The sequence below is a fragment of the Streptomyces sp. NPDC053048 genome (assembly GCF_044547045.1).
Taxonomy (GTDB): Bacteria; Actinomycetota; Actinomycetes; order Streptomycetales; family Streptomycetaceae; genus Streptomyces.
This window is the reverse complement of sequence record NZ_JBITZS010000009.1, coordinates 415241-438425: the sequence shown is the minus strand read 5'-3', so window position 1 is coordinate 438425 and position 23185 is coordinate 415241. Positions and strand designations below refer to the sequence as shown.

Here is a 23185-nt window from a genome sequence, read left to right as displayed (position 1 = left end):
AAGCTAAGCCTTTCAGCGCCGATGGTACTGCAGGGGGGACCCTGTGGGAGAGTAGGACGCCGCCGAACTCCTTTTAGAAAGCCGTGGGCTTCGAGTCGAAGAAATTCGCCTCGAAGCCCACGGCTTTTTTGTGTTCTAGGCCAGCCGGTGCAGCTCGTCCTTCTCCACTCGCCCCCGCAACGGCAAACCCCGCACCCAGCGCTCGGCCTCCTCCACCACCCATACCCCCAGCCGCCGGACCTCGCTGCCCTGTGCCCCCGCGATGTGCGGCGTGACCAGCACGTTGGGCAGCTCGAGCAGTGGGTGTCCCTGCGGCAGCGGCTCCGGGTCGGTGACGTCCAGGAAGGCGTCCAGCCGGCCCGAAGCGCATTCCCGCACCAGGGCCTCGGTGTCGATGAGCGAGCCCCGGGCCGTATTGATGACCGTGCCGCCGTCCGGAATGAGCGCCAGACGGTCGGCATTCAGCAGGTGCCGTGTCTCCGGCAGTTCGGGGGCGTGGAGGGTGACGACCGTGCTCTTCCGGCACAGCGTCTCCAGGGACACCGACTCCGCTCCGTCCACGTACGGGCCGTCCACATAGGGGTCGTACAACAGGACCCGGTATCCGGCATCCGCCGCCCGTAGCCGGCTCATCACCTGTCGGCCGATCCGTGATGCCCCGACGACACCGACCGTCATCCCGTCGCCGCCCCGCCGGTCCAGGAACCCCGGCCATCTCCCCTCGTCCCCGGCGTATCTGCTCGCCGCCGTCAGGGTCTTCTTCGCCGCGAGGACGATCAGGGCGTAGGTGTATTCCGCGACCGGGCCCGCGTTGGCCTCCGCGGCGGACGATACGACGATTCCCCGGTCCCAGACAGCTTCTGTGACAAGGTGTTTCACCGAGCCGGCCGCGTGGAGGACCGCCTGCAGCCGGGGTGCGGCACGCAGGAACTTCTCGGTCAGCTGCGGGCTTCCCCAACTGGTGATGAGAATGCCCGCCCGAGCCAGCGCCCCCGTTCCCGCTAATTTCCCGATCGCGCCGAGTCGTGCACGCAGGTCCGTCGGGAGGACCTGGGCTGCCTCGTCTTCTCCCATAGCAACTACGATCGTGCGAATGTCCTCGCTCATGCCGAGCGTCTCCCCGCCCCATGGACCGGCGACACGGACCCGGAAGTCATATATGCCGCCTCCCCTTCTCCAGCGTCTGCGCAACGCCAACCCATGGGTTCTCGACGCCGTGATCACCGGTGTGCTCGTGGCGGCCGTGACCATGCCGTTCGTCGTACCGCGCTCGGCCGACGTACCGCCCGCCACCTGGCCCACATGGGGCATGACGACGCTCGCCGTACTGCCGCTGCTCTGGCGGACGCGGGCGCCGTTTCTTTCCCTGATGGCCATTGCGGCCGCCGGCTTCGCGTATCTGCCCATGGACGGGCCGGGGCAGCCGCTGCCCTACAGTCCCCTCGTCGCGATCTTCACCGTCGCGGCGCAAGGCGGACGGTGGCAGCGGAGGGCCACGATCGGGTTGGGGCTGCCGCTCGTCGCGCTCGCCGTGGCCATGCGGACGAACACCGCCCGCGAGTACCTCTTCGCCTTCTTCCTCTTCTCCATGGTCTATGTGCTGGGCGTGCTGGCCCGTACCCGCCAGGCGTACACGGAGGCCGTGGAGCTGCGGGCCGCCGAGCTGGAGAAGGCCCGGCAGACGGAGTTGGAGCGGGCCGCGGAGCGCGAACGCGCGCGGATCGCACGTGAGATGCACGATGTCCTGTCGCACGCCGTCAGTCTGATGATCGTTCAGGCCGAGGCCGGGCCGTTGGTCGTACGGTCCGACCCCGACCGTGCGGAGGCGACGTTCGACGCCATCGCGGGCGCGGGCCGGGACGCGATGGTGCAGCTGCGGCGGATGCTCGGGGTGCTGAAGGAGGAGCCCAGCGCGACGCGTGATCCGCAGCCGACGCTCGCCGGGCTCGAGGACCTGGTCGCCGAGGTGCGGCGCACCGGTCTGGCCGTCACCCTCACCACGCACGGCGAACCCCAGCAGCTCGCGCCCGACGTCCAGGTGACGGTGTATCGGGTGGTGCAGGAGGCGCTGACGAACGTTCTCAAGCATGCCGATTCCGCGTCGGTGGCGGTACGTCTGAGCTGGTCGTCCGGCCGGCTCGTCGTCTCGGTGGAGAACGACGGTGTGGAGAACGACGGCGAGGTCTCGCCCCGGCCCTCCACCGGCAGTGGGCGCGGCCTGATCGGCATCCGTGAGCGGGCGGCGGCGCACGGCGGGACGGCCACGGCCGGTCCCGGGCCGGGAGGCCGTGGCTACCGCGTTGCCGTCGACCTGCCCGTCGTGTTCTCCTCACCCCCGGAGGTGCCGAGTAGATGATCCGTGTGGTGGTGGCCGACGACCAGGAGCTGGTGCGCGGCGGATTCGCGATGATCCTGGGTGCCCAGCCGGACATCGAGGTGGTCGCCGAGGCCGGCGACGGCGTCCAGGCCCTGGAGGCCGTACGGCGGCACGCGCCGGACGTCGTGCTCCTCGACATCCGGATGCCCCGCATGGACGGCATCGAGGCGGCCCGCGCGGTGTGCGCGGAGTCGGACACCAAGGTCGTCATGCTCACCACCTTCGATCAGGACGACTATGTGTACGAGGCTCTGCACGCGGGCGCGAGCGGCTTCCTCCTCAAGGACGTGCGCCGGGACGACCTCGTGCACGCGGTACGGGTGGTCGTCGCCGGGGATTCCCTCCTGGCCCCGTCCGTGGCCCGGCGCCTGGTCGCCGACTTCACGAGCCGTGGGCAGGCGGCGGCGGGGCCGGAGCTCGGTGGGCTGACCGCCCGCGAGCGCGAGACGCTCGTCCTGCTGGGGCGGGGCCTGTCGAACGCGGAGATCGCGGCCGCGCTGGTGGTCAGCGAGCACACCGTGAAGACGCATGTGAGCAATGTGCTCTCGAAGCTGGGGCTGAGGGACCGGATCCAGGCGGTCATCTGCGCGTACGAGAGCGGGCTGATCGCTCCCGGGGTGAGCTGATCCCTCGCGGGGATCCCTCACGCGGGCGATTTTTCCGGCCGCAGGACCGCTCGCGTCGGCGATTCGCCGAGGCTCGCCGGTCTCCAGGATGGGACGCGTCAGCAGTGAGCCACGGGAGCCCTGGGGGAGCCGTCATGCGCCACCACAACAACAATCACCACCACCACCGTCGTCGTACGACGCTCGCCGTCGTCGCGACCGCCGTCGCTGCCATGAGCATCGGGACGATCAGCCCGGCGCTCGCGTCCGCCTCGCCGGTCGTCACCACGCCCGCGAACGCCGCCCCCGCGTCCGCCGACCCCGACACCGAGGCCGTACGCAAGGCGATGCGCCAGGCCATAGCCGGACTGCCGGACCCCGAGACCGCCACCGCCGCCCAGGTCCGGCTCGGCGGCGAGGCCGGCACGTGGCAGGCCACCTCGGGCGTGACCGACGTCCGCACCCACCGCGCCCCGAAGGGGGACGAGCGCTTCCGCGCCGGCAGCATCACCAAGGCGTTCACGGCGGCGGTCGCCCTGCAGCTCGTCCACGAGCGGAAGCTGGACCTGGAGGGGACGGTGCAGCAGTACCTGCCCGGCCTGCTGCCCGCGGGCTACGCGGACGTGAAGGTCAAGCACCTGCTGAACTACACCAGCGGTCTGCCGAGCGCCGACGAGGACCCGGGCCGGTACACGACGTGGGACCACCGCGAGTTGGTGAGGCGCGGCTTCCACAAGCCGATGGAGTTCACGCCGGGCAGCCGGCAGCACTACTCCAACATCGGTTACAACGTGCTGGGTCTGCTGATCGAGAAGGTCACGGGCCGTTCGTACGAGAAGGAGGTCCGGGACCGGGTCATCAACCGTGCGGGACTGCGGGACACCTACAGCCCCGGCGACGACCCGCGCATCCGCGGCCGGCACGTGCGCGGCTACCAGGAGGAGAAGGGCGGGCTCGTCGACGTCACCGAGTGGAACCAGTCGGGCACCTGGGCGTCGGGCGACCTCATCACCACCGCCCCCGACCTGCAGCGCTTCATCACCGCCCTGTTCAGCGGGCGGATCGTCCCGCAGCCCGAGCTGGAGCTGATGTTCACGGTGCCGAAGGTGCCCGTCCACGGCGACGCCACGGCCGAGCCGAAGTACACCAGTGGTCTGAGCACCCAGAAGCTCCCCGACGGCACGGTCGTCTGGGGCAAGACGGGCAGCCGCCACGGCTACGTGAACGGCTTCGCCGCCACCCGGAACCTCTCCCGCACCATCGTCTACTCGGTCGCCTCGACGCACGCCAAGACCACGGACAAGAAGCTGGACCCCGTCGTCGCCAGGATCATCACGGCCTTCGGCGCGAAGGCGAAGGCGAAGGCCGTGCGCAAGAGCTAGCAGCGGCGGACGCGGATCAGGACGTCGCCGCCGCCTTCTCCAGCCCGTCGAGCAGCCGTTGACGCTCCTCACCGTCGATCAGTCGCCCGCGCGTCACCACCGCTTCCACCCGGCGCGTGTTGCGGATGTCCGTCAGGGGGTCCGCGCCCAGGATGACCAGGTCCGCGGCGCGGCCCGGGGCGATGGCGCCCAGGGTCGTGCCCAGGCCGAGGGCCGCGGCCGCGTCCACCGTGGCGGCGCGCAGGGCGTGGGCCGGGGTGAGGCCGGCCGCCGTCAGGCGGGCCAGTTCGTCGTGCAGGGAGAAGCCCGCCACGAGGTAGGGGGTTCCGCAGTCCGTGCCCGCGAGGAGGGGGACGCCGTGGCGGTGCAGTTCGGCGACCTGCTGTGCGCGGTGGTCGTTGATCTCGCGGGCGCGGGTGGCCTCCCCGGGCGTGCGCGGGCCGCTGATCTCCGTCAGCTGCTGCCGCCAGCTGCTCGTCAGCCACGCCGGGAGGTACTTCCACTCCTCCTCGCGGTCCGGCAGGGCGTCCTGACGTTCAAGGCAGTGGTGCACTCCGAGCGTCGGCGTGACGTAGGTGCCGTTGCGGGCGAGATGGTCGAACACGCGCCGGGCGCGGTCGGGTTCGTACGAGCGCACCGCGGCCGATTCCAGCGGGTGCGTCTGCTGGAACCATGAGCGGTAGCGGCGCGCCGAGCTCGGCTCGGAGGGGTCGACGCGGACGGACGCGACTGCGCGGCGGATCTCCTCCTCGCGGCCCGACGTGGACAGCGTCAGAGGGTACAAATGCTCGATGGAGTGCTGGCCGGCGTTGGAGGCCTCGGTCACCGGGACGACGTCGGGGCAGTGGCCCGCGAAGCGGATGCCCTGGCGGCGGGCCTCGTTGGCCAGGGCGAAGAACGTCTCGCGCGTCAGGCGCGTATAGACCTTGATGAAGTCCGCCGAGCCGTCCGCCGTGATGCGGCGGACCGCTTCGCGGGCCTCCGCCTCCGTGCCCACCGAGGCGACCGGCGTCGGCGCGATGTCGCCCGACGAGAGGCTGGGCTTGCCGTCGACGATGGTGCTGGCGACGACCCAGCGCGGGCCGAGGACCTCACCGCGTTCGACGCGGTCGCGCCACGCGTGGATCTCCGGCGTGCCCCACATCTCGCGGACCGTGGTCACCCCGGAGAGCACGTACAGCGGTGAGGCGAACGCCGTCAGGCCGCTGCTGTGCGTGTGCGCGTCGATCAGGCCCGGGATGACGTACTTGCCGGTGAGGTCCAGCGTGCGGGCCCCGTCCGGCACCGGCGTGTCGGCCGTCCGGCCCACGGCCGTGACGCGGCCGCCGCGGATCAGTACGGTCCTGTCGTGCTCGGCCGCGCGCGAGCCCGGCGCCGCGATGAGCGTGGCGTGGGTGAGGGCCAGGATCTCCTCCCCGCCCGCCCGTCCCCCCGGTACGTGCGCCCCCCGCCCTTCCGGTACGTGCGCTCCGCCGACTCCGCCGGGCGATCCCTGTTGTCCGCACATCCCGTGCCCCCGTCCGCTGTGTCCCGCTGTCCCGCGCCGGCAAACGTCCTCGCGCACCACTGTGGCGGAACGGCGGGCGCCGGGCTGTAGGCAGATCTACCCAGTTGACAAGGTGTGCCGGGGCCAGCGCGCCTTCGCCTGCTCCGCCGAGCGCATCAGCGCGTAGGTGGGCAGGCCCTGGGCCTCGCCGGCCGTGAGCAGGTCCGGCAGGGCCGGGAGCGGGGCCACGGCCGCCACGTCGTCGAGGACGAGGGTGAGTGGTGGGTCGAGCCGGCCGGAGGATGACCGTTCGGCCATGCGGCGGCCGCGCTCGACCACGCTTGAGGCGAGTGCGGTGAGCAGCGGCATCGCACCCGGGCGGGTGCGGGGATCCTCAATCGCCTCACCCACCACGTACAGCGTTCCCCCTTCGGCTATGAATGATTCCAGTGCCAGCGAATTGGCTCGATTCGGGTTGCAGGCGTCACGGATGTGGATCGAGGTGAGGGCGTTGAGCGCGTTCGCCGCCAATTCGAGGGCCATGTCCCGTCGTTCGGGGTGGCCTGTGAGCGCCGACTCCAGTTCGCCCGCCGTGCCGCCCACGGCCTTGGGGTTCGTCCGCAGGATGCGGACGGGCTCGTGGGCCGACGTCCCCTGTGCCCAGCGGTGCACCTGGCGGAACGGACGGCCGTCCACGGCCGCCGCGTGCAGCCAGCAGCGCAGCAGGGTCTCGGCCGTGTCGGCGGTGGCGGAGTCGAGGACGCTGACGGGCCGGACGGGCGCGAGCAGGGCGGTGGCGCGGGCCGCGGCCGTCTCCCGCGACTCGCAACCGGCCGTGGGGCTCCAGCGGAGGCGGTCGGGGGTGTCGAGGAGATGCCCCGGGTCGAAGACGTGGACCGGGCCGAGCTTGGCGCGCGCGGCCTTCGTCGCCGTCCACAGGTCGGGGTCGCTGGTGACGACGAGCACCGGGCCCGCCGCCTCGAGAACCGCCTGCGTGGCGGGGGCCCGGCGATCGGTGGCATAGACGAGGCGGCGGGGGAGGGAGAGTTGGGGTGGGAGCGAAGGGACGGGGGCTGGTTCGGGGGTCTGTTCGGCGACGGGGGTGGGGACGGGCGTGGGGACGGGCGTGGGGACGGGCAGCGCCGCCTCGGCCATGACCGGCGCTGCTGCGGGTGCCGCCGGTGCCGGCACCGCAGCCTGTTCCGCCCCCGGTCCCGTCCCCGGTCCCGTCCCCGGTCCCGTCCCCGGTCCCGTCCCCGTCCCCCGTCGTGCCCGCGCCCGTACCGCGCGCCACCGGGCCACCGTCCCGATCACGAACGACATCAGCACCACCGCCACCAGCACCTCGCTGATGAGCACGCCCCAGAACAGCCCGTACCCCGACAGCGCGCCCGCTTCCGCGTCCGGCCAGGCGGCCGGCAGGTCGCGCGGCTGGGTCATCAGGTGCCGCATCGCCTGCGGCGTACCGGTGAACGTCACGCCCCGCGGCCAGGTGCCGTTGGCGAAGTAGGCGGCGATGCCGGTGGCCGTCCAGACCAGCAGGGTCGTGCCCAGGAGGAAGGCGAGGGCGCTGACCAGCAGGCCGTCGGGGATGCCGCGTTCCGGGGCGGGTTCCCGGTCGTTCCGGTCCCTCACGGGGGGCACGGGGGTCACGTCATGCCACCGTCGACTCGGACGCGCCGGCCGGCTCGGCGGCTCCGTACGCGTCCATGGCCGCCGCGGCCCGTTCCGCCGCCGCGGCCTCCGCCGCGAGCTCGCGCGCCAGGTCGCCGCCGTCCTCCGTCATGGCGCGGTCGGTGTAGACGAGCGGTCGTTCGGCTTCGGTGATCAGGTGTTTGACGACCTGTACGTTGCCGTTGACGTCCCAGACGGCGATGCCGGGGGTGAGCGTCGGAATGATCTCCACCGCCCAGCGCGGCAGGCCCAGCACCTGGCCCGTGGCCCGTGCCTCGTCGGCCTTCTGGGCGTAGATCGTCCGGGTCGAGGCCATCTTCAGGATCGCGGCGGCCTCCTTCGCGGCCGCGCCGTCGACGACGTCGGACAGGTGGTGCACCACCGCGACGAACGACAGGCCGAGCCGCCGTCCGAACTTCAGCAGCCGCTGGAAGAGCTGGGCCACGAACGGCGAGTTGATGATGTGCCAGGCCTCCTCGACCAGGAAGATGCGCTTTTTCCGGTCGGGCCTGATCCACGTGTGCTCGAGCCAGACGCCCACGATCGCCATCAGGATGGGCATGGCGATGGAGTTGCGGTCGATGTGCGAGAGGTCGAAGACGATCAGTGGTGCGTCGAGGTCGATGCCGGCGGTCGTCGGGCCGTCGAACATGCCGCGCAGGTCACCGTCGACGAGGCGGTCCAGCACCAGCGCCACGTCCAGGCCCCAGGCCCGTACGTCGTCTATGTCGACGTTCATCGACTCCGCCGACTCGGCCTCGGGGTGGCGCAGCTGCTCGACGATGTCCGTCAGGACGGGCTGACGGGCCACGGCGGTCCGGTTGCCGTCGGCGGAGCCGAACTCGTTGAGGACGGTGGAGTGCGCGACCTTGAGTGCGAAACCGGCCCGCTCGTCCAGGCCCCGTCCCGTCGCGACCTCGATGATCGTGCGGAGGAGGGCGAGCTGGCCGGTCGTGGTGATCGCCGGGTCGAGGGGGTTGAGCCGGATGCCGCCGTTGAGGGCGGCCGTGGGGTCCAGCCGGATGGGGGTTATGCCCAGCTGCTGGGCGATGAGGTTCCACTCGCCGACGCCGTCCTCGCCCTGTGCGTCCAGCACGACCACCTGCCGGTCGCGGAAGCGCAGCTGGCGCAGGACGTACGTCTTCTCCAGCGCGGACTTGCCGTTGCCGGACTCGCCGAGGACGAGCCAGTGCGGGGCGGGCAGCTGCTGGCCGTAGAGCTGGAAGGGGTCGTAGATGTAGCCCTTGCCGGAGTAGACCTCGCGCCCGATGACCACGCCCGAGTCGCCGAGGCCCGGCGCGGCGGTGGGGAGGTAGACGGCCTGCGCCTGCCCGGTGGAGGTCCGTACGGGCAGCCGGGTGGTCTCCACCTTCCCGAAGAGGAAGCTGGTGAAGGCGTCGGTGATGGTGGCCAGCGGATCGAGCACGGCATTTGCCCCTATCGTCGGATGCCGGTCGCGAACGGCAGCGTGTTGACGAACGCCCGGTGGTGCTCGCGGTCGCACCACTCGAGCTTGAGGTAGCTCTTGCCTGCCGAGGCTCTTATGGTCCGCTTGTCGCGCGCCAGCGCCTCCGGCGAGCGCGACGAAACGGTGATGTAGCCGACGAGGTTGACGCCCGCCGCTCCGCTGGCGAGGTCCTCGCCGCGCTGGTCGACGCGCGAGTGGTGGGCGACGTCGCGCGGGTCGACGACCCGGTTCATCTTGGCGGCGCGCGAGGCGTCGGCGTCGTCGTTCGTCTTCTCGGTGAGCATCCGCTCGATGGCCACGTCGGTCGGCTCGAGGTCCATGCAGACCGCGACCGTCCGGATGACGTCGGGGGTGTGGACGAGCAGCGGGGCGAGGAAGTTGACGCCCACGGGCGTCATCGGCCATTCCTTCACCCACGCCGTGGAGTGACACCAGGGCGCGCGCGTTGACGACTCGCGCGTCTTCGCCTGCAGGAAGGTGGGCTCCATGGCGTCCAGCTCGGCCGGCCAGGCATTGCGCTTGGTCATCGCCTGGATGTGGTCGATCGGGTGGTCGGGGTCGTACATCGAGTGCACGAGCGACGCCAGCCGCGCCTGGCCCAGGGGCTGCCGCACCCGGATGTCCGCCTCGGCCAGGCGGGCGCAGATGTCCGTCAGCTCGCGCGCCATGACCACGGCGAGCCCCGCGTCGCGGTCCAGGCGGTGCCTGCCGCCCGCCTCGTGCCGCGAGGCGCGCGCGATGGCCTGTGCCTCGGCGGCCAGCTCGCGGCCGTAGTGCATGCACGCCACCAGGTACGCGCGGTGCTGCTCCGAGGAGGTCGACACCATCGACTGCAACTGGTCGTAGGAGTCCTTCAGCCAGGCGGGCGCGTTGTCGTCGCCGCGCCGCTCGACGTCCTTGGCGTGCGCGTCGGGGTCGGCGGGCAGGGTGCGGGCCAGCATCTGGATGCGGGTGACGTAGCCGTCGCCGTTGGCGACGTGCTTGAGCAGCGTCCCGAACCGCTCGACCAGGGCCTCCTGGTCCTCCGAGTCGCGCAGGCCCACGCCGGGCCCCTCGATCTCGATCGCGGCGGTGACGGTACGGCGGTCCGCGTGCAGCAGCACGGCGATCTCGTCAGGCCCGAAGGGCGCGGCCAGCCAGTTGATCCGCCCGATGCCGGGCGGCGGACCGACCTCGACCTCCCGCCCGTCCAGGCCGGTGCCGGCCTCGACGACGGAGGACCGGTAGGTGGCGCCGCGGCGCAGGGTGCGCTTGTACGAGCGGTTGATCTCGAACCACTTGTAGAAGGTGCGGTTCTTGTACGGGACGTAGACGGCCGCGAGGGCGAGCGCCGGGAACCCGGTGAGCGTGACGATCCGCAGGGCCAGGAAGGGCACCAGGAGGCCGCACATCATGCCCAGGAACGCCCCGGCGATGATCAGGGCGATCTCGCCGGTCTCCCGGTTCTTGCCGACCACCGCGTTGGGGCGGGCACGGCCGATCAGATACGTACGGCGGGCCGCGATCGGCTGGGACTGGGCCGGGATCGTCAACTCCGCTCACCTCCGGATGTATTGCGCTTGCTGTTGTTCTGCGCGCGGGGCGCGGGGGACGGTGACGCGGAGGGAGCGCTTCCGTTGCCGCCGCCGGTCGCGGCGGGGCGGGCGCTGTGGGCGGCCACCCCGCCGGAGACGGCACTGGCGGGCCGGGGCTGGGTACTGCCGCCTCCGCCGTTGCCGCGGGCGCTGTGGGTGGTGATGCCCTGCTTGACGAGGGCGGCGGGAGAGGAGATCACGGCGGCGGCCTGCCGGGACGCCGCGTCCTTGCTGGCGTTGCGGCTGCTGACGATCTCGTCGCCGAAGCCGGGCACGAAGCGGTAGATCATCGCACTGGCGAAGATGGCAAGAATGATGATCGCGAGGCCGGACACGACCGCGGAGAAGGCGGTGGGCCCGTCGCCGTTGGACAGCGCGCCCGCCAGCCCGAGCACGATCATGATGATCGGCTTGACCAGGATGACCGCGATCATGATGCCCGCCCAGCGGCGGACATGCCCCCACATGTTCTTGTCGACCAGCCCCGCGTAGACGGCCGTGCCGAGGATGGCCCCGACATACAGCAGCGCGGCCCGGATCACGAGCTCCAGCCACAGGACGCCGGCGGCCAGCACGGACACGAGCGAGACGACGATCAGCATGATCGGCCCGCCGCCGATGCCGGTGCCCTTCTTGAGGGCGTCGGCGAAGCCGCCGAAGAACGCCTTGTTGTTGGTCCCGGAGCCGCTGGCGATGACCTCGGTGACGGCGTCGGTGACCGAGACGACGGTGTAGAGGACCAGGGGCGTGAATGCGGACGCCAGGACGGTCAGCCAGAGGAAGCCCACGGCTTCCGTCACTGCCTCGGAGAACGGCACTCCGCGCACGGCCCGCTTGGCCACGGCCAGGAGCCAGAGGATGAGCGTGAGGATGGTGGAGGCCGCGAACACCACGGCGTACTGGCGGAGGAAGGGGGCGTTGGTGAAGTCGACGTTGCCGGTGTTCTCGACGGCCTCGGACAGCTTGTTGATGATCCACGACCCGGCCTCGGCACAGCCCTTCGCCAGCGAGGCGAGGGGGTCCAGGGCGTTGGGGGGGTCGGCGGGGGAGGTGGTGCCCTTGTTGGCGCCGGTGCCGCCTTTGCAGTAGTCCCTGGCCACTCCGGCGATGAGGTCGCAGGGGTCCTTGCTGCCGGACGCGGACGGGCTCGGGCTCGCTCCTGGCGTCGAAGAAGGACTTGGCGTGGCCGAGGGTGCGCCGGACGGCGTGGGGGTCGGGACAGGAGAGGGGACTGCTGCGACCCTCGATGCCAGAGCGATGACGGCCATCTGAACGGTCACCACAGCCGCCGCTACTGAGCGGACGCGCGGGCGGTGGCTACCTCGCATATGTGAACCCTCCGTACCCGCTGACCGCGTTCGCGATCTCGTCGGCTCCTGAAGCCCGGTCGTCTCCGCCGACCGGTGCCGGTCCCTGCTTCTGGCTGGAGGACACGATCTTCCAGTCGTCGTTCTCCCAGCGCAGTTTCTGCGTGATGGTGAACCACGTCTGGGTCACCGGCTTGGTCGAGCCTTGGCCGGCGAGGCCTACGAGGCCTGTGCACCAGACCTCGACGGTCGCGTCGTCACCGCCGTACGAGGTGGTCTTCGAACCCACCGGAACGGTGCGCGACACGAAGGTCATGCCCTTGGGGGCCGATCCGTCCGCCTGCAGGCCGACGTTCTTGAGGAAGTCCGTCGAGTAGGCCTGGTCGAGCTGGCCCTGGAGCTTGGGCGCCGCGTCCGGAGTGTGGATCGCGTCCACGATCGCGTGACGACTGTCCTTCTTGAACATCCCGTCGCCGCCCAACGCCACCGCGAAATTCGCCGCAGCGCTCTGCGCCCCCTGCTCCGAATGGGCGAACCCCGAAGCGATGCCCCCCGTCCTGCCGTCGACCGGCTTGGTGCCGGTCGGGGCGGTGGCCTGGCTGCCGGCCGGGCGTTGGTTCGCGCCGCCGCCCGAGTCGTCGGACGAACCGGAACCGTCACCTCTGTTCGCGAAGGCGATCGCGGCGATGAGCAGCACCACGACACCCACCACAGTGATCAGGTTCCGGCTGGACGGGCGCCCCGAGCGGCCGGAACGGCCGCTTCCGCGGCGGGTCGGGGCATAGGGGTCCACCTCGCCCTCGGGGAGCCGCGTGCGCGTCACATGGCGGTCGTCGTCGTAGCCGCCCTGGCCGCCGCCGTAGCCGTCGTCGCCGAGACTCATCGCTCGCCTGCTCCCTCATACGTCGTGGCTGGCTTGCCGCCCGTATATGACGGTAGCGGTGTGAAGGGAATCCGGGGGGAGGACGAGGAGGTGTGAGGGGGCATCAGGTGGCAGCCTCGGTGCGGGGGGACTCGGGGACGAGAGGGTCTGCGCGGGATCGATGCGCGGTGGGGCGGACAGGGCGGTCAGGGGGGCGCGTGCCGTGGCGTCAGACGGCCATGCCGTAGACGATCGTGAACAGGGTGCCGAGCGAACCGATGATGAAGACGCCGGTCAGTCCGGCGACGATCAGGCCCTTGCCCTGCTCGGCGCTGAAGGTGTCCCGGAGCGCCGTCGCGCCGATGCGTTGCTTCGCCGCACCCCAGATCGCGATCGCGAGGCAGAGCAGGATCGCTGCCGCCATGATGACCTCGATCATCACGCGTGCCTCTCGGCCGAGTTCACCGAACGGGCCCCATTTCGGGGCGATTCCGCCAATGATGGTGTTGATGTCGCCCTTGTTACCGGCAGCCAAAAACATTTCTAACTCACCGCCCTTTATGGGTAGTTGTATCCCCCCAGCCGCATGGCAAAGGTCAGGACCTATCTTCGCCGACGATGCCCCCCTCGCATGTCGATTTGGCGGCAATTTTTGTCGGAACCCGTATAGGTGAGCGGCGCCACCGCTCTGACCTGCGACTGAGCCCGCTGTCAGTGGCGAGCCCTAGGGTGACTCTGTGTATCACGCGTATGGACGCCGAGCAATGATCGCCGGGACCGGGGGGCGCGGAGATGTTCAAACGACAGTGTGTTCGGTGGGTACTCTTCCTGATCTGCGCGCGCATCTGCGCACGATTCGAGATCAAGGGTGGTTCGAGTGCTGGTTGCCGGTCGTTACCGGTTGGGGGAGCCGCTCGGCCGGGGTGGAATGGGCGAAGTCTGGCGGGGCCAGGACGAGGTGCTGGGCCGTCAGGTCGCGGTCAAGCTGCTCCTGGGCGACGACGCCGACGAGTCCTCCGCGATGCGGTTCCGGATGGAGGCCCAGACGGCCGCCCGCCTGAACCACCCTCAGGTCGTCGCGGTGTACGACTTCGGGGAGTGGGAGGGCCGCTTCTACCTCGTCATGGAGCTGGTCCAGGGGCCGAGCCTGCAGGGCGAGCTCGCGGCGGAGGGGACACTCGCCGTGCGACGCGTCGCCGAGGTCGCCGCCCAGACGGCGGCCGGCCTCGCGGCAGCCCACCAGCAGGGTGTCGTCCACCGCGATGTGAAGCCGGGCAATGTGATGGTCGACGGTGCGACCGGCGCCCTGAAGATCGGCGACTTCGGTATCGCCCGCTTCGTCGACGAGACCTCCGCTCAGCTCACCCGCGCCGGCCAGATCGTCGGTACGAGCACCTACCTCGCCCCCGAACGAGCACTGGGGCGGATGGCCGGTCCGGAGTCGGACGTCTACGCGCTGGGCTGCGTGCTGTACCAGTTGCTCGTCGGGCGGCCGCCGTTCTGGTCGGAGAGTCCGACCACGCTGCTGTACATGCATGTGGACAACGCCCCCGAGCCGCCGCGCCTCCAGCGCGGCGAGATCCCGTACGCCTTCGAGGCGTACCTGATGCGGATGCTGGCCAAGCAGCCGGAGGAGCGGCCGTCGGCGCAGGAGGTGGCCGACTTCTTCGCCGGCGAGTCCTGGCAGGACCGCCCGCAGCCCCTGCCCCCGTCGAACGCCGTGCCGACGGCGAACCACGCCATGCCCATGGGCAACGCCATGCCCATGGGTGGGCCGCCGTCCCAGGCCGCGCCCGTGCCCTTCGGGCCGCCGCCCGTGGCCTCCCCGGCGCAGCGCGCGAACCCGACCGCCGCCTATGCCCCCGTGCCGCCGCCCCCGGCGCGGAAGCGGAAGTGGGTGTTCGGTGCCGTCGCCGGGGCTGTGGCCTTTGTGGTGGCCGCCCTCATCGGGGTGAGCATGTTCGAGTCCGGCGGCGGCGCGGGCGACCCCGGCCCGTCGACGTCGCCCGGCGCCGGAACCAGCCAGGCGCCGAGCGGGACGCCGGGCGCCGACATCGGTACCGCGCCGACCGGCCCCGCGAAGCCGAAGGAGCCCGCGAAGCCGACGAAGATCCCCCGGCCGAAGAAGTCCTCGTCCGCGTCGCCTTCGTCGTCCCCGTCCTCGTCCCCCCGGCCCACGCCGTCGAGCACCAGGACGAGCAAGCCGCGCGAACGCGACAAGGGCGACCGGGACGACGACTGAGTCCGGCGTGGCTAGTCGTCCAGTCCCTCGACGAAGTGGTCGAACTCGCCCGCCTGCACGCCGAGGACGAAAGCGTCCCACTTGGTCTTGGTCGTGATCACGACCTTCCCGGGGTTGATGTTCTCCCGGATGTAGACGTTGTCGTCGTCCCCGAAGGCGATCTCGAGGTACTCGGTCATCGTCTCGTCGTCAGTGGCCGGGATCCACTCCAGACCTGCCGGAAGCTCGGGCACGTGCCGCCCCCTCATGGGATGGGATGTTCGGATAAACGCCGGCGCTCACCATAGCGCCGCGGAGCGGCTTTGCCGCGCGTGTTCGAGGAGGGCGCGCAGCGAGGAGGGGGCGAGGGTGAGCACGGCTTGGGGGCGGTCGCTCTCCCGCAGGGCCGGGCCGGTGGGCCCGGTGGCCACCTCTATGCATTCGCCGTTCGCACCGTCAGGTCCGCTGAAGCTCGATTTCTGCCACTGAAGTTCCGACATGACGCCCTTTACAAGGTGTACAGCAAGTGTTGGATGAGACTGAGCGAGTCTCTTCGCACAGCGAACTCGGGTTCGATTGCGGCGTCAATCGGTGGTAGGGCGGCAGAGCTCAGGCGGTTGAAGGTGTCGGTGAACTTCGCCAGCTGTTCCTGTTCGTTGATGAAGGGCGGAGAAATCGGCTGCTCGACGTACACAGTGCTCAGTTCGGGAACCGAGCTCTCGAACAGGACGAAGGGTGTGCTGAACATCGGCGGGTTGAGGCTGGCCTTGAACGGCAGGATCTGAATCTTCACGTGCGGAAGCCGCGTCAGCTTCGCCAGATGCTCGATCTGGCGACGCATGACCTCGGCAGGCACGAACTGCATGCGCAGGGCGCTCTCGTGGATCACGGCGTGAAGCTCGAGCTTTCCCTCGGCGAGGGCCTGCTGTCGGCGCAGCCGGAAGTCGACGTACTTGTCGAGCAGTGCCGCATCGATGTCGGCCTCGCCTGCCTCGTACAAGGCGCGGATGTACTCCGTGCACTGCAGAAGCCCCGGCATGTACAGCCACTGGAAGGAGCGGCAGGCCACTGATGTGGACTCCAGTTCCGCGAGATCGAGCGCATGGGCGCCCTGCGTCGCCTTGAACTCGGTCCACCACCCCTTGCCCGTCGACCGCCCCATGGCGACCAAGGCATTAACCAAGGGCTCCGAACGGCAACCGTATGCGGCAGTCAGTGCCCGCAATTTCACCTCGGGAATGGCTGTTCGAGCCGCCTCGATGTGGCCCAGATGTGCCGGGCCGAGGTCCGCGAATGCCGCTGCGGCTCCGACGGAAAGCCCTGACATGGTGCGGAGCCTGCGGAGCTCGATGCCCAAGCGCCTTTGACGCTGCGTCGGGTTGGTGCGCAGTCCCATGTCGTCCTCCTCGTGATCGTGAGCAGTTTGCCGTTCTTCGCGAACTCGAGGGTGCTCGTAGGGAGTAATTCAGCCGACTCGGTTGCTGATCGGCAACTCATCTCTCTACCGTCGAAGACGAACCGCCCTCCCCGGCTGCATATGCCGGAAGTGCACCGCGCCCGCACACCCGCATGCCCACAAGGGCACGGCGCGGCAATGCCACCGCATCCGCCGGAAGGGCATCGGCACAGGTGAACCTAAGGAGTCACCCCCATGTGTCCACCAACCGTGGCCAAGGCCACCCCGCACCGCACCGACTTCTCGCTCGTCTTCCCGCCCGGCCCCGGCTGGGTCCGTGCCGCCCGGGAAGCCGTGCGCACGGCCCTCGCCGCCGCGCACCGCGAAGAGTTGGCCGATACGGCGCTGCTCCTCACCTCAGAAATCGTCACCAATGCCGTCAACGCCTGCATCGGCAGTGGTTGCTCGACCCCTGTCAGGGTCAACGCGGAGTGGGGTCCGGGCGGCGGTCTGCTCGTGCTCGTGCGGGACGATGCGCCCGGTGGGCCGCATCAGCGTCCGCACCCCGCCGACGCCGAGCGCGGGCGCGGGCTCCCCCTGCTCCGTGCGTGCGCTGCCGACTGGGGTGTCTGCCGGCACGGGCCGGGGCCCGGAAAGGCCGTCTGGTTCCGGCTCGTAGGCTGATGCACTCTGAAGCGTCGTAAGCCGTACGGAAGTCCGGATACGTGGCGGGCCCTTGGGGGAGGATGGCGGGGTGCGGAAGCTCTGGGTGGGCGTGGGTGTGGGCATCGGCTTGTGCCTGAGTTTCGTCGGACTGCTCGTCGTCGGGGTGTACGTGGCCGCCGGGAACATCGTGGGCGGCGGCGGGGGCAAGGGGACGGTCGGGCTGGCCAAGGGGGCCGTGCCGGACCAGTACCAGGCGCTCGTCGCGCAGTGGGGCAACCTCTGCCCCGCCCTCAACCCCGCGATCCTCGCCGCCCAGCTCTACACCGAGAGCAACTGGAACCCCAGGGCCGTGAGTCCGGCGGACGCGCGCGGAATAGCGCAGTTCATTCCCGAGACCTGGGCCGGGCACGGGATCGACGGCAACGGCGACGGGAAGCGGGACATCTGGGATCCGCAGGACGCGATCCCGTCCGCGGCCATGTACGACTGCGACCTCGCGAAGTACATCAAGCATGTCCCTGGGGACATCACGGACAATATGCTCGCTTCGTACAACGCGGGCTCGTACGCGGTGATCAAGGCCGGGGGCATCCCCCCGTACAACGAGACCCAGGGCTATGTGAAGTCCATCCGCAGCCTCGAGAAGAGCTTCGCGCGGCCCGTGGGGCGGGTGGCGCCCTCGCAGCAGGCGGCCGGGGCCATCTACTTCGCGCAGGAGAAGCTGGGCACCCCCTACCTCTGGGGCGGTGACGGCACGAAGGAGGACAACGGGCGCTTCGACTGCTCGGGCCTGACGAAGGCCGCGTACGAATCCGTCGGCATCGAGCTGCCGCGCGTCGCCAACGACCAGTGGAACGCGGGACCGCACCCCAAGCGGGACGAGTTGCTGCCCGGGGACCTGGTCTTCTTCGCGCACGACCTCAAGGACCCGCGCAGCATCCACCACGTCGGTCTGTACGTGGGCGGAGGGTACATGATCAACGCGCCGTACACCGGAGCTGTCATCAGGTTCGACAAGATTGATTCACCCGACTACATCGGCGCGACGCGTGTGACGGAGGATGGCGCGAGGGCGCTTCCCAAGCCAAAGGCCGCCTGAACATCGGTGAGCATCCGGCAGCGCAGTGCCGACGCGTGGCCCTGGGCCGGGGCGATCGGTCACCCTTCGATAACGTCCTAGTGATCATTGGGTGGAGGGTGGAACGCTGGACTGGAGTCGGGCGTTCCATTGACGTGGGTGAGCAGCGCCGCCGCCCGCGGCGCACGGACCACGGGGGTCAGTAGCTGGACGTGGCGACAGGCGACAGACAAGGGGCCGGGGCAATGGCTGGACTCGTGACGGGAGACTCCATGCCGATGGCCGGGGGCGGGTCGAATCCCGACGACGCCCTGCTCTACGAGATCAACGGCATCGCCAAGGCCGCGCCGAACTGGGCGGACCGGGCGATGGAGTTCATCGGTGAGTACGGGATCATTCTCGGTCTCGCCGTCCTGATGCTGTGCGCCTGGTGGAGCGTCCGCAAGAGCGACGACGCGCCCGCCGGTATGGCGGCTCTGCTGTGGGCGCCGTTCGCGGCCGGCATCGCCCTGCTGGTCAACATCCCCATCCGCGGCTTCGTCCGGCGCCCGCGGCCCTTCCTCGACCACGAACTCGAGGTCCTGGTCAAGGGCAAGACCGACTTCTCGTTCGTCAGCGATCACGCCACGCTGGCCATGGCGCTGGGCGTGGGCCTGTTCGTGGCCAACCGGAAGTACGGGATCGTCGGCATCGGCCTGGCCCTGCTGGAGGGCTTCTGCCGGGTCTACATGGGTGTGCACTACCCGACGGACGTCATCGGCGGGTTCGCCCTGGGCACCGCCGTCGCCCTGCTGCTCGCGCCGCTGGCGATGATGCTGCTGACGCCGCTGACCCGGATGATCGCCGGTTCGCGGGCGGGGTGGCTCGTACGGTCGGCGGACGCGCGCGTGCCCGTGGTGGCGGCTGCCGGTGGCGGTGACGGTGCCGCGCTTCCCGGGCCCGGCGCCGGCGGCCAGGCGCGTCACCATGACAGCGACCTGGCCGCGTAACTGACGGCGTGTGACGGGAGCGGCGCCGGGCCGGGAGCGGTTCTACAGCGCCTGCGGGAAGTCGAAGACGCGCTGCGGGTCGTACTGGCGCTTGAGCCGGGCGAGGCGGTCCGCGGCGTCGCCGTAGTAGGCCTTGCGCCAGTCCTTCAGGCTCGCGTCCGTGTAGTTCTGGTACGCCGCGCCCGAGGCGTACCGGCGCATCGCCGCGTGGGCGCCGTCCAGCCAGGCCGCCTGGGCCGTGCCCGCGCCGCCCGCCGCCCACGACGTCAGGTACTGCGCCAGCACGCGCGAGCGGCGGTGCACGAAGGCGGTCGCCAGCGGGTCCACCCGGTTGACCGCGCCGCCGAGCGCCGTCAGCTGGACCGAGGCGCCGCCGCCCTTGACCCCGCGCCCGAAGGCCTCCAGCTGGTCGAGCAGCGTTTGGACGCCCGCCGCCTCCAGCGAGCGGTCGAAGAAGTCGGAGCGGGCCGTGTACGTCTCGCGGTCCAGCTTCCCGGCGGCGTCGCGGCCGGGCGTGCCGCCCGGCAGATGGCACTGCTCGGCGGACTTGTCGCCGCAGCCCGCGTAGGCGCGCACGGTGTCGAGGTAGGAGTGGCGGCGCAGCCGGACCGTGCCGATGCCCGAGGCGCCGCCGGTCGCCTTGGCGACCGTTCCGGTGAGGCGGTCGTAGGCGTTCGCCAGGCCCTCGTACGAGCCGATCGTGAACGCGGCGACGGAGATGCGGGGCGTGCCGCCCGCCGCGACCGACAGGTCGCAGGCGGACCAGATCTCGTCCGGCAGGCCGGGCCCCCACTCCTGCCAGGCGCGCACGACGGCCGCCGCCTTGGACCAGGGGAAGGACACCCAGCCGGTCACGCCCTCGCCCACGGCCCGGGTGCGGAAGCGCAGCTCGGTGACGACGCCGAAGTTGCCGTTGCCGGCGCCGCGCAGGGCCCAGAAGAGGTCGGGGTCGCGGGTGGCGTCGCATTCGACGGTCTTGCCGTCGGCGGTGACGAGGGTGGCGCCGGTGAGGCTGTCGCAGGTCAGGCCGTAGGCGCGGGAGAGGATGCCGTGGCCGCCGCCCAGGGTGAGGCCGGAGACGCCGACGGTGGGGCAGGATCCGGCCGGGATGGTGACGCCGCTCGCCGCCAGGCCGGTGTAGACGTCGATGAGCTTGGCACCGGCGCCTATGACGGCCGTGCCGGCGGAGGCCGTACGGACGCTCCTGAGCCGGGAGACGTCGATGACGAGCCGGTCGTTGCCGCTGGACCAGCCGGCATAGCTGTGGCCGCCGTTGCGTATGGACACCGGTATGGAGTGGCGGCGGGCGAAGTCGAGGCACGAGGCGATGTCGGCCTCGCCGGCGACGTACGCGACCGCGGCGGGGCGCAACTGGTCGAAGCGGGTGTTGTAGAGCTGCCGGGCGGCTGCGTAGTCGGCGTCACCGGGGCGGACGAGGCCGCCGGCCAGGCCCTTGCCGAGGGCGGTCCAGTCGGCCTTGGCCGCCGCGCTCGCCCTTCGGGCGGCCCTCGCCGAGGCGGCCGCTGCCGAGGACGTATCCGTCGGTGCCGTCGCCGCCACTGTGGCCGTCGCCGAGGCGCCCCACGCGCCCGCCGCCGCCAGTCCCGTTCCCGCTGCCAGTAGTCCGCGCCTGCTGATGGCCATGCCGACCCGCCCCTTGGTGCTGTGCTGCTCTGCTCGCGCCTGTGCGCCTGTCCGTGCCCCCGTTGATCAAACAGATGGCGCGGCGGGGCGGGCGGTTCCGGTCAGGCGGGCGGTGCTGCGGTGTGCCGTGACAGCAGCGCCTTTGTGAGGGGGCGGGTCAGTGGCCGTCCGTCGTCTCGGCGAGATGGGCGTCCGCGTCGGCGCGGGCCAGGGAGCGCGCCCGGCGGGCGGGGCCGTACCAGCCGCAGGTGCAGCGGGCGGTGCAGAAGGAGCCGCGCTCGCCGGTGCTGGTGGTGTGGGCCGCGCGGGCGGGCGCGGCGGAGGGATCGGACACGGGTCCACGCTACCCGGGGCGTGACGGTCACCCCGGGGCGGTCGTTGAAGAGAACGGGTTCCACCAGCGTGCGGCAGGGGGCTTACGGTCATGGCTGTGCTGAGGCACAGACGCGGAAGCGGGGTCGTCGCCGGTGCGGTGGCGGGCGGCCTCGCCCTCGGTCTGCTCGTGGTGGCCGGATGTGCCGAGAAGGAACCGGCCGGGGACGGCCCGGGAGCCGGCAGCGGCGGCAGCGGTCTGGTGCGGCAGGCCCACGAGGCCGCAGCTCCAGGGGCCGCCGACCCCGCCCGCGCGCTCGCTACGGTGCGGCGCGCCTCGGCGATGCTGGCCGCGGCGGGCGGCGCGAAGGTCCGTACGTCCATGGAGACCGTCAGCGGCGGCACGCGGCTGACCATCCGCGGCCGGGGCGTCTACGACTTCGAGCGGCCGGTCGGGCGGTTGACGGTGCTGCTGCCGGAGGGCGGCGCGGGCAGCACCGGGCACCGGCCGATCACCGAGGTCTTCGCGCCGGGCGCGCTGTACATGAAGAACCGCGGCGCGGGCGTGCCCGCCGGGAAGTGGGTGCGCATCGACACGGCCGCGCTCGCGGACGGCGACCTGCTCACCAGCGGCGCCACGGACCCCCTCGCGGCGGCCGAGCTGCTGGGCGGTGCGCGCGGGGTGGCGTACGCGGGGGAGGAGCTGCTCGGCGCGGAGCGGGTGGCGCACTACTGGGGGACGGTCGACCTGTCCCGGGCGGCACAGGCAGCGCCCGAGCGGGACCGGGCGGCGCTGGAGGCCGCGGCGAAAGGGTTCTCCAGTGGCACAGTCGCGTTCGACGCGTATCTCGACCGGCAGGGCAGGCCCCGGCTGCTGCGCTACCGGTTCGGGGTGGCGGAGCGGAAGGGGGCCGGACGGGCGGCCGTGGGCGTCAGCCACCGGCCGCCGAGGGAGGCGGCGGGGGCGCCCGCCGCGTCGGCGGCGGTGTCCGACGGCTCGGGGTCGGCGGTGGCGAGCGCCACTCCTTCGGCCCCGCCGTCACCGATGACCGTGGTCTCCACGGTCGAGCTCTTCTCCTTCGGAATCCGGCCGGACATCGCCCTGCCCGCACCCGGCGAAATCTATGCGGGCACGGTCGCTTCGCCGCAGAAATAGCGCGGCAGGGCGTAGTTGGCCATGGAAATGGTCCTTCTGTGCCATGCGCGGCGTGTGTACCGATCACTACGCTGGAAAGCGGTACCCGAGAAGACCCGAGGAGGTGAATCACGTGGTTTCGCGACGCGGTTCGTCCGGCGGGCCGGATCCCGTGGCCCTCATCGAGATCGATCTCTACGGTGATTTGATGATCGCCGCGTCCACCGCCGTGGAGGAACGGTTGAGCTTTGACCGGATCGACGAGGTCCTGCGGGTGCGGCGGCGGCCGCCGTCGGGGGCCGAGGGGGACGTGGACGGTTGACGGCCGGGTGCGGGCCGGTGGTGGGTTTGTGCCCACCCGTTCCGCCCTGCGGAACGATTGCCCACAAACCCCCTGGCTCAGGTCCTGAGCAGGCGCGCGATTGCCGCGCTTGCTTCCTCCACCTTTGCGTCGATTTCTGTGCCGCCCTTCAGGGCCGCGTCCGCTACGCAGTGGCGGAGGTGTTCCTGGAGGAGTTGGAGGGCGAAGGACTGGAGGGCCTTGGTGCTCGCCGAGACCTGGGTGAGTATGTCGATGCAGTAGACGTCCTCGTCGACCATGCGCTGCAGGCCGCGGATCTGGCCCTCGATGCGGCGCAGTCGCTTGAGGTGCTGGTCCTTCTGCTTGCTGTAACCGTGCGGGCCCGGGTGGTCCGTCCCTTCGGGCGCCTCGCCGTGGCAGGACGCCGTGGCCGGCTCAGTGGTGCTGGTCACTGTGGCTTCCGTGGCCGTCATGGCGTCCTCCGTTGTCCTGCGTCGTCCTGCCCGTGCCGCGGGGCCCGGCAATCAGCGGGGCGCGGGGGCGTGGTCGACGGCGTGGTCCGCTTCCGTCCATGCCCGTTTCGCATACCCCGGGCGGGTATATTGTACCGAAAATCGCCGCCGAAGGCCCGTACCGGCTTCATGAGCACTCTGCCCGATGGGCGACACTGAGGGAATGCCAGTTAGCTGTGGCTGGATGATGCGCCTA

Annotated in this window: 23 protein-coding genes; 9 read left to right on the top strand and 14 right to left on the bottom strand. The window is 70.9% G+C overall.

Translation table 11 applies throughout. The features are described 5' to 3' along the window. Nucleotides 1-135: 135 nt before the first annotated feature. Nucleotides 136-1074 (bottom strand): hydroxyacid dehydrogenase, encoded by a 939-nt coding sequence (locus ACIG36_RS25805; RefSeq protein WP_399932267.1) that lies wholly within the window; start codon nt 1072-1074, stop codon nt 136-138. A gap of 85 nt (nt 1075-1159) precedes the next feature. Here ACIG36_RS25805 and ACIG36_RS25800 point away from each other — a divergent pair, with 85 nt between their 5' ends. The 3 genes from ACIG36_RS25800 to ACIG36_RS25790 all read left to right on the top strand — a co-directional run bounded on the left by ACIG36_RS25800 (nt 1160) and on the right by ACIG36_RS25790 (nt 4364). Further along, nucleotides 1160-2356, top strand: a complete 1197-nt coding sequence (locus ACIG36_RS25800; RefSeq protein WP_399932265.1) for a sensor histidine kinase — start codon at nt 1160-1162, stop codon at nt 2354-2356. Beyond that, nucleotides 2353-3003, top strand: a complete 651-nt coding sequence (locus ACIG36_RS25795; protein ID WP_399932262.1) for a response regulator — start codon at nt 2353-2355, stop codon at nt 3001-3003. Before ACIG36_RS25800 ends, ACIG36_RS25795 begins: the two co-directional genes overlap by 4 nt. A gap of 134 nt (nt 3004-3137) precedes the next feature. Further along, on the top strand, nt 3138-4364 hold the full coding sequence (locus tag ACIG36_RS25790; RefSeq protein WP_399932259.1) for a serine hydrolase domain-containing protein: 1227 nt from the start codon (nt 3138-3140) through the stop codon (nt 4362-4364). 16 nt (nt 4365-4380) lie between these two features. On the opposite strand, the gene ACIG36_RS25785 is transcribed toward ACIG36_RS25790, so the two are convergent. The 7 genes from ACIG36_RS25785 to ACIG36_RS25755 form a co-directional block, all read right to left on the bottom strand. Then, complete coding sequence (locus tag ACIG36_RS25785) at nt 4381-5871, bottom strand: amidohydrolase family protein (protein WP_399932256.1); 1491 nt, start codon at nt 5869-5871, stop codon at nt 4381-4383. 96 nt (nt 5872-5967) lie between these two features. Beyond that, nucleotides 5968-7485, bottom strand: a complete 1518-nt coding sequence (locus ACIG36_RS25780) for a type IV secretory system conjugative DNA transfer family protein (RefSeq protein WP_399932253.1) — start codon at nt 7483-7485, stop codon at nt 5968-5970. Nucleotides 7486-7504: 19 nt separating this feature from the next. Then, a complete protein-coding gene (locus ACIG36_RS25775) occupies nt 7505-8950 on the bottom strand; it encodes an ATP-binding protein (protein WP_399932250.1) in 1446 nt (481 codons plus the stop codon). A gap of 11 nt (nt 8951-8961) precedes the next feature. Continuing rightward, nucleotides 8962-10518, bottom strand: a complete 1557-nt coding sequence (locus ACIG36_RS25770) for an SCO6880 family protein (protein ID WP_399932339.1) — start codon at nt 10516-10518, stop codon at nt 8962-8964. 2 nt (nt 10519-10520) lie between these two features. Next, complete coding sequence (locus ACIG36_RS25765; protein ID WP_399932247.1) at nt 10521-11894, bottom strand: hypothetical protein; 1374 nt, start codon at nt 11892-11894, stop codon at nt 10521-10523. After that, nucleotides 11884-12756, bottom strand: a complete 873-nt coding sequence (locus ACIG36_RS25760) for a hypothetical protein (RefSeq protein WP_399932245.1) — start codon at nt 12754-12756, stop codon at nt 11884-11886. The genes ACIG36_RS25765 and ACIG36_RS25760 overlap by 11 nt, the downstream gene beginning before the upstream one ends. A 208-nt stretch (nt 12757-12964) precedes the next feature. Continuing rightward, complete coding sequence (locus ACIG36_RS25755) at nt 12965-13276, bottom strand: hypothetical protein (protein WP_086568524.1); 312 nt, start codon at nt 13274-13276, stop codon at nt 12965-12967. A gap of 327 nt (nt 13277-13603) precedes the next feature. Here ACIG36_RS25755 and ACIG36_RS25750 point away from each other — a divergent pair, with 327 nt between their 5' ends. Further along, nucleotides 13604-14977, top strand: coding sequence for a serine/threonine-protein kinase (locus ACIG36_RS25750; RefSeq protein ID WP_399932243.1), 1374 nt, complete (start codon nt 13604-13606; stop codon nt 14975-14977). Nucleotides 14978-14988: 11 nt separating this feature from the next. On the opposite strand, the gene ACIG36_RS25745 is transcribed toward ACIG36_RS25750, so the two are convergent. The 3 genes from ACIG36_RS25745 to ACIG36_RS25735 are packed head-to-tail and all read right to left on the bottom strand — an operon-like array spanning nt 14989 to nt 16352. Then, on the bottom strand, nt 14989-15210 hold the full coding sequence (locus ACIG36_RS25745; RefSeq protein ID WP_399932241.1) for a DUF397 domain-containing protein: 222 nt from the start codon (nt 15208-15210) through the stop codon (nt 14989-14991). A 45-nt stretch (nt 15211-15255) separates the two neighbouring features. Beyond that, nucleotides 15256-15456 carry a DUF397 domain-containing protein gene (locus tag ACIG36_RS25740; protein WP_399932239.1) on the bottom strand — a complete coding sequence of 67 codons (201 nt, stop codon included), beginning with the start codon at nt 15454-15456 and terminating at the stop codon, nt 15256-15258. An 8-nt stretch (nt 15457-15464) separates the two neighbouring features. Beyond that, nucleotides 15465-16352, bottom strand: coding sequence for a helix-turn-helix domain-containing protein (locus ACIG36_RS25735; protein ID WP_399932237.1), 888 nt, complete (start codon nt 16350-16352; stop codon nt 15465-15467). A 255-nt stretch (nt 16353-16607) separates the two neighbouring features. Between ACIG36_RS25735 and ACIG36_RS25730 the strand changes: the two genes are divergently transcribed. From ACIG36_RS25730 to ACIG36_RS25720, 3 genes are all read left to right on the top strand, one after another. Continuing rightward, nucleotides 16608-17036: an ATP-binding protein gene (locus ACIG36_RS25730; RefSeq protein WP_399932234.1), complete on the top strand. Its 429-nt coding sequence runs from the start codon at nt 16608-16610 to the stop codon at nt 17034-17036. Between the two features lie 70 nt (nt 17037-17106). Further along, nucleotides 17107-18117, top strand: coding sequence for an NlpC/P60 family protein (locus ACIG36_RS25725; RefSeq protein ID WP_399932231.1), 1011 nt, complete (start codon nt 17107-17109; stop codon nt 18115-18117). 224 nt (nt 18118-18341) lie between these two features. Then, on the top strand, nt 18342-19085 hold the full coding sequence (locus tag ACIG36_RS25720; protein ID WP_399932228.1) for a phosphatase PAP2 family protein: 744 nt from the start codon (nt 18342-18344) through the stop codon (nt 19083-19085). A 42-nt stretch (nt 19086-19127) separates the two neighbouring features. On the opposite strand, the gene ACIG36_RS25715 is transcribed toward ACIG36_RS25720, so the two are convergent. Both ACIG36_RS25715 and ACIG36_RS25710 read right to left on the bottom strand, forming a co-directional pair. Next, on the bottom strand, nt 19128-20729 hold the full coding sequence (locus ACIG36_RS25715) for an FAD-binding oxidoreductase (RefSeq protein ID WP_399932225.1): 1602 nt from the start codon (nt 20727-20729) through the stop codon (nt 19128-19130). A gap of 157 nt (nt 20730-20886) precedes the next feature. Next, nucleotides 20887-21063, bottom strand: a complete 177-nt coding sequence (locus ACIG36_RS25710) for a hypothetical protein (RefSeq protein ID WP_399932222.1) — start codon at nt 21061-21063, stop codon at nt 20887-20889. A 90-nt stretch (nt 21064-21153) separates the two neighbouring features. Here ACIG36_RS25710 and ACIG36_RS25705 point away from each other — a divergent pair, with 90 nt between their 5' ends. After that, a complete protein-coding gene (locus tag ACIG36_RS25705; RefSeq protein WP_399932219.1) occupies nt 21154-22197 on the top strand; it encodes a hypothetical protein in 1044 nt (347 codons plus the stop codon). 112 nt (nt 22198-22309) lie between these two features. Continuing rightward, the gene (locus ACIG36_RS25700; RefSeq protein WP_399932216.1) at nt 22310-22498 is read left to right on the top strand and encodes a hypothetical protein; all 189 of its coding nucleotides are present in this window, start codon (nt 22310-22312) and stop codon (nt 22496-22498) included. Nucleotides 22499-22575: 77 nt separating this feature from the next. Here the strand turns inward: ACIG36_RS25700 and ACIG36_RS25695 are convergent, their stop codons facing one another. Continuing rightward, nucleotides 22576-22950: a metal-sensitive transcriptional regulator gene (locus ACIG36_RS25695; RefSeq protein ID WP_399932213.1), complete on the bottom strand. Its 375-nt coding sequence runs from the start codon at nt 22948-22950 to the stop codon at nt 22576-22578. Between the last annotated feature and the right edge of the window lie 235 nt (nt 22951-23185).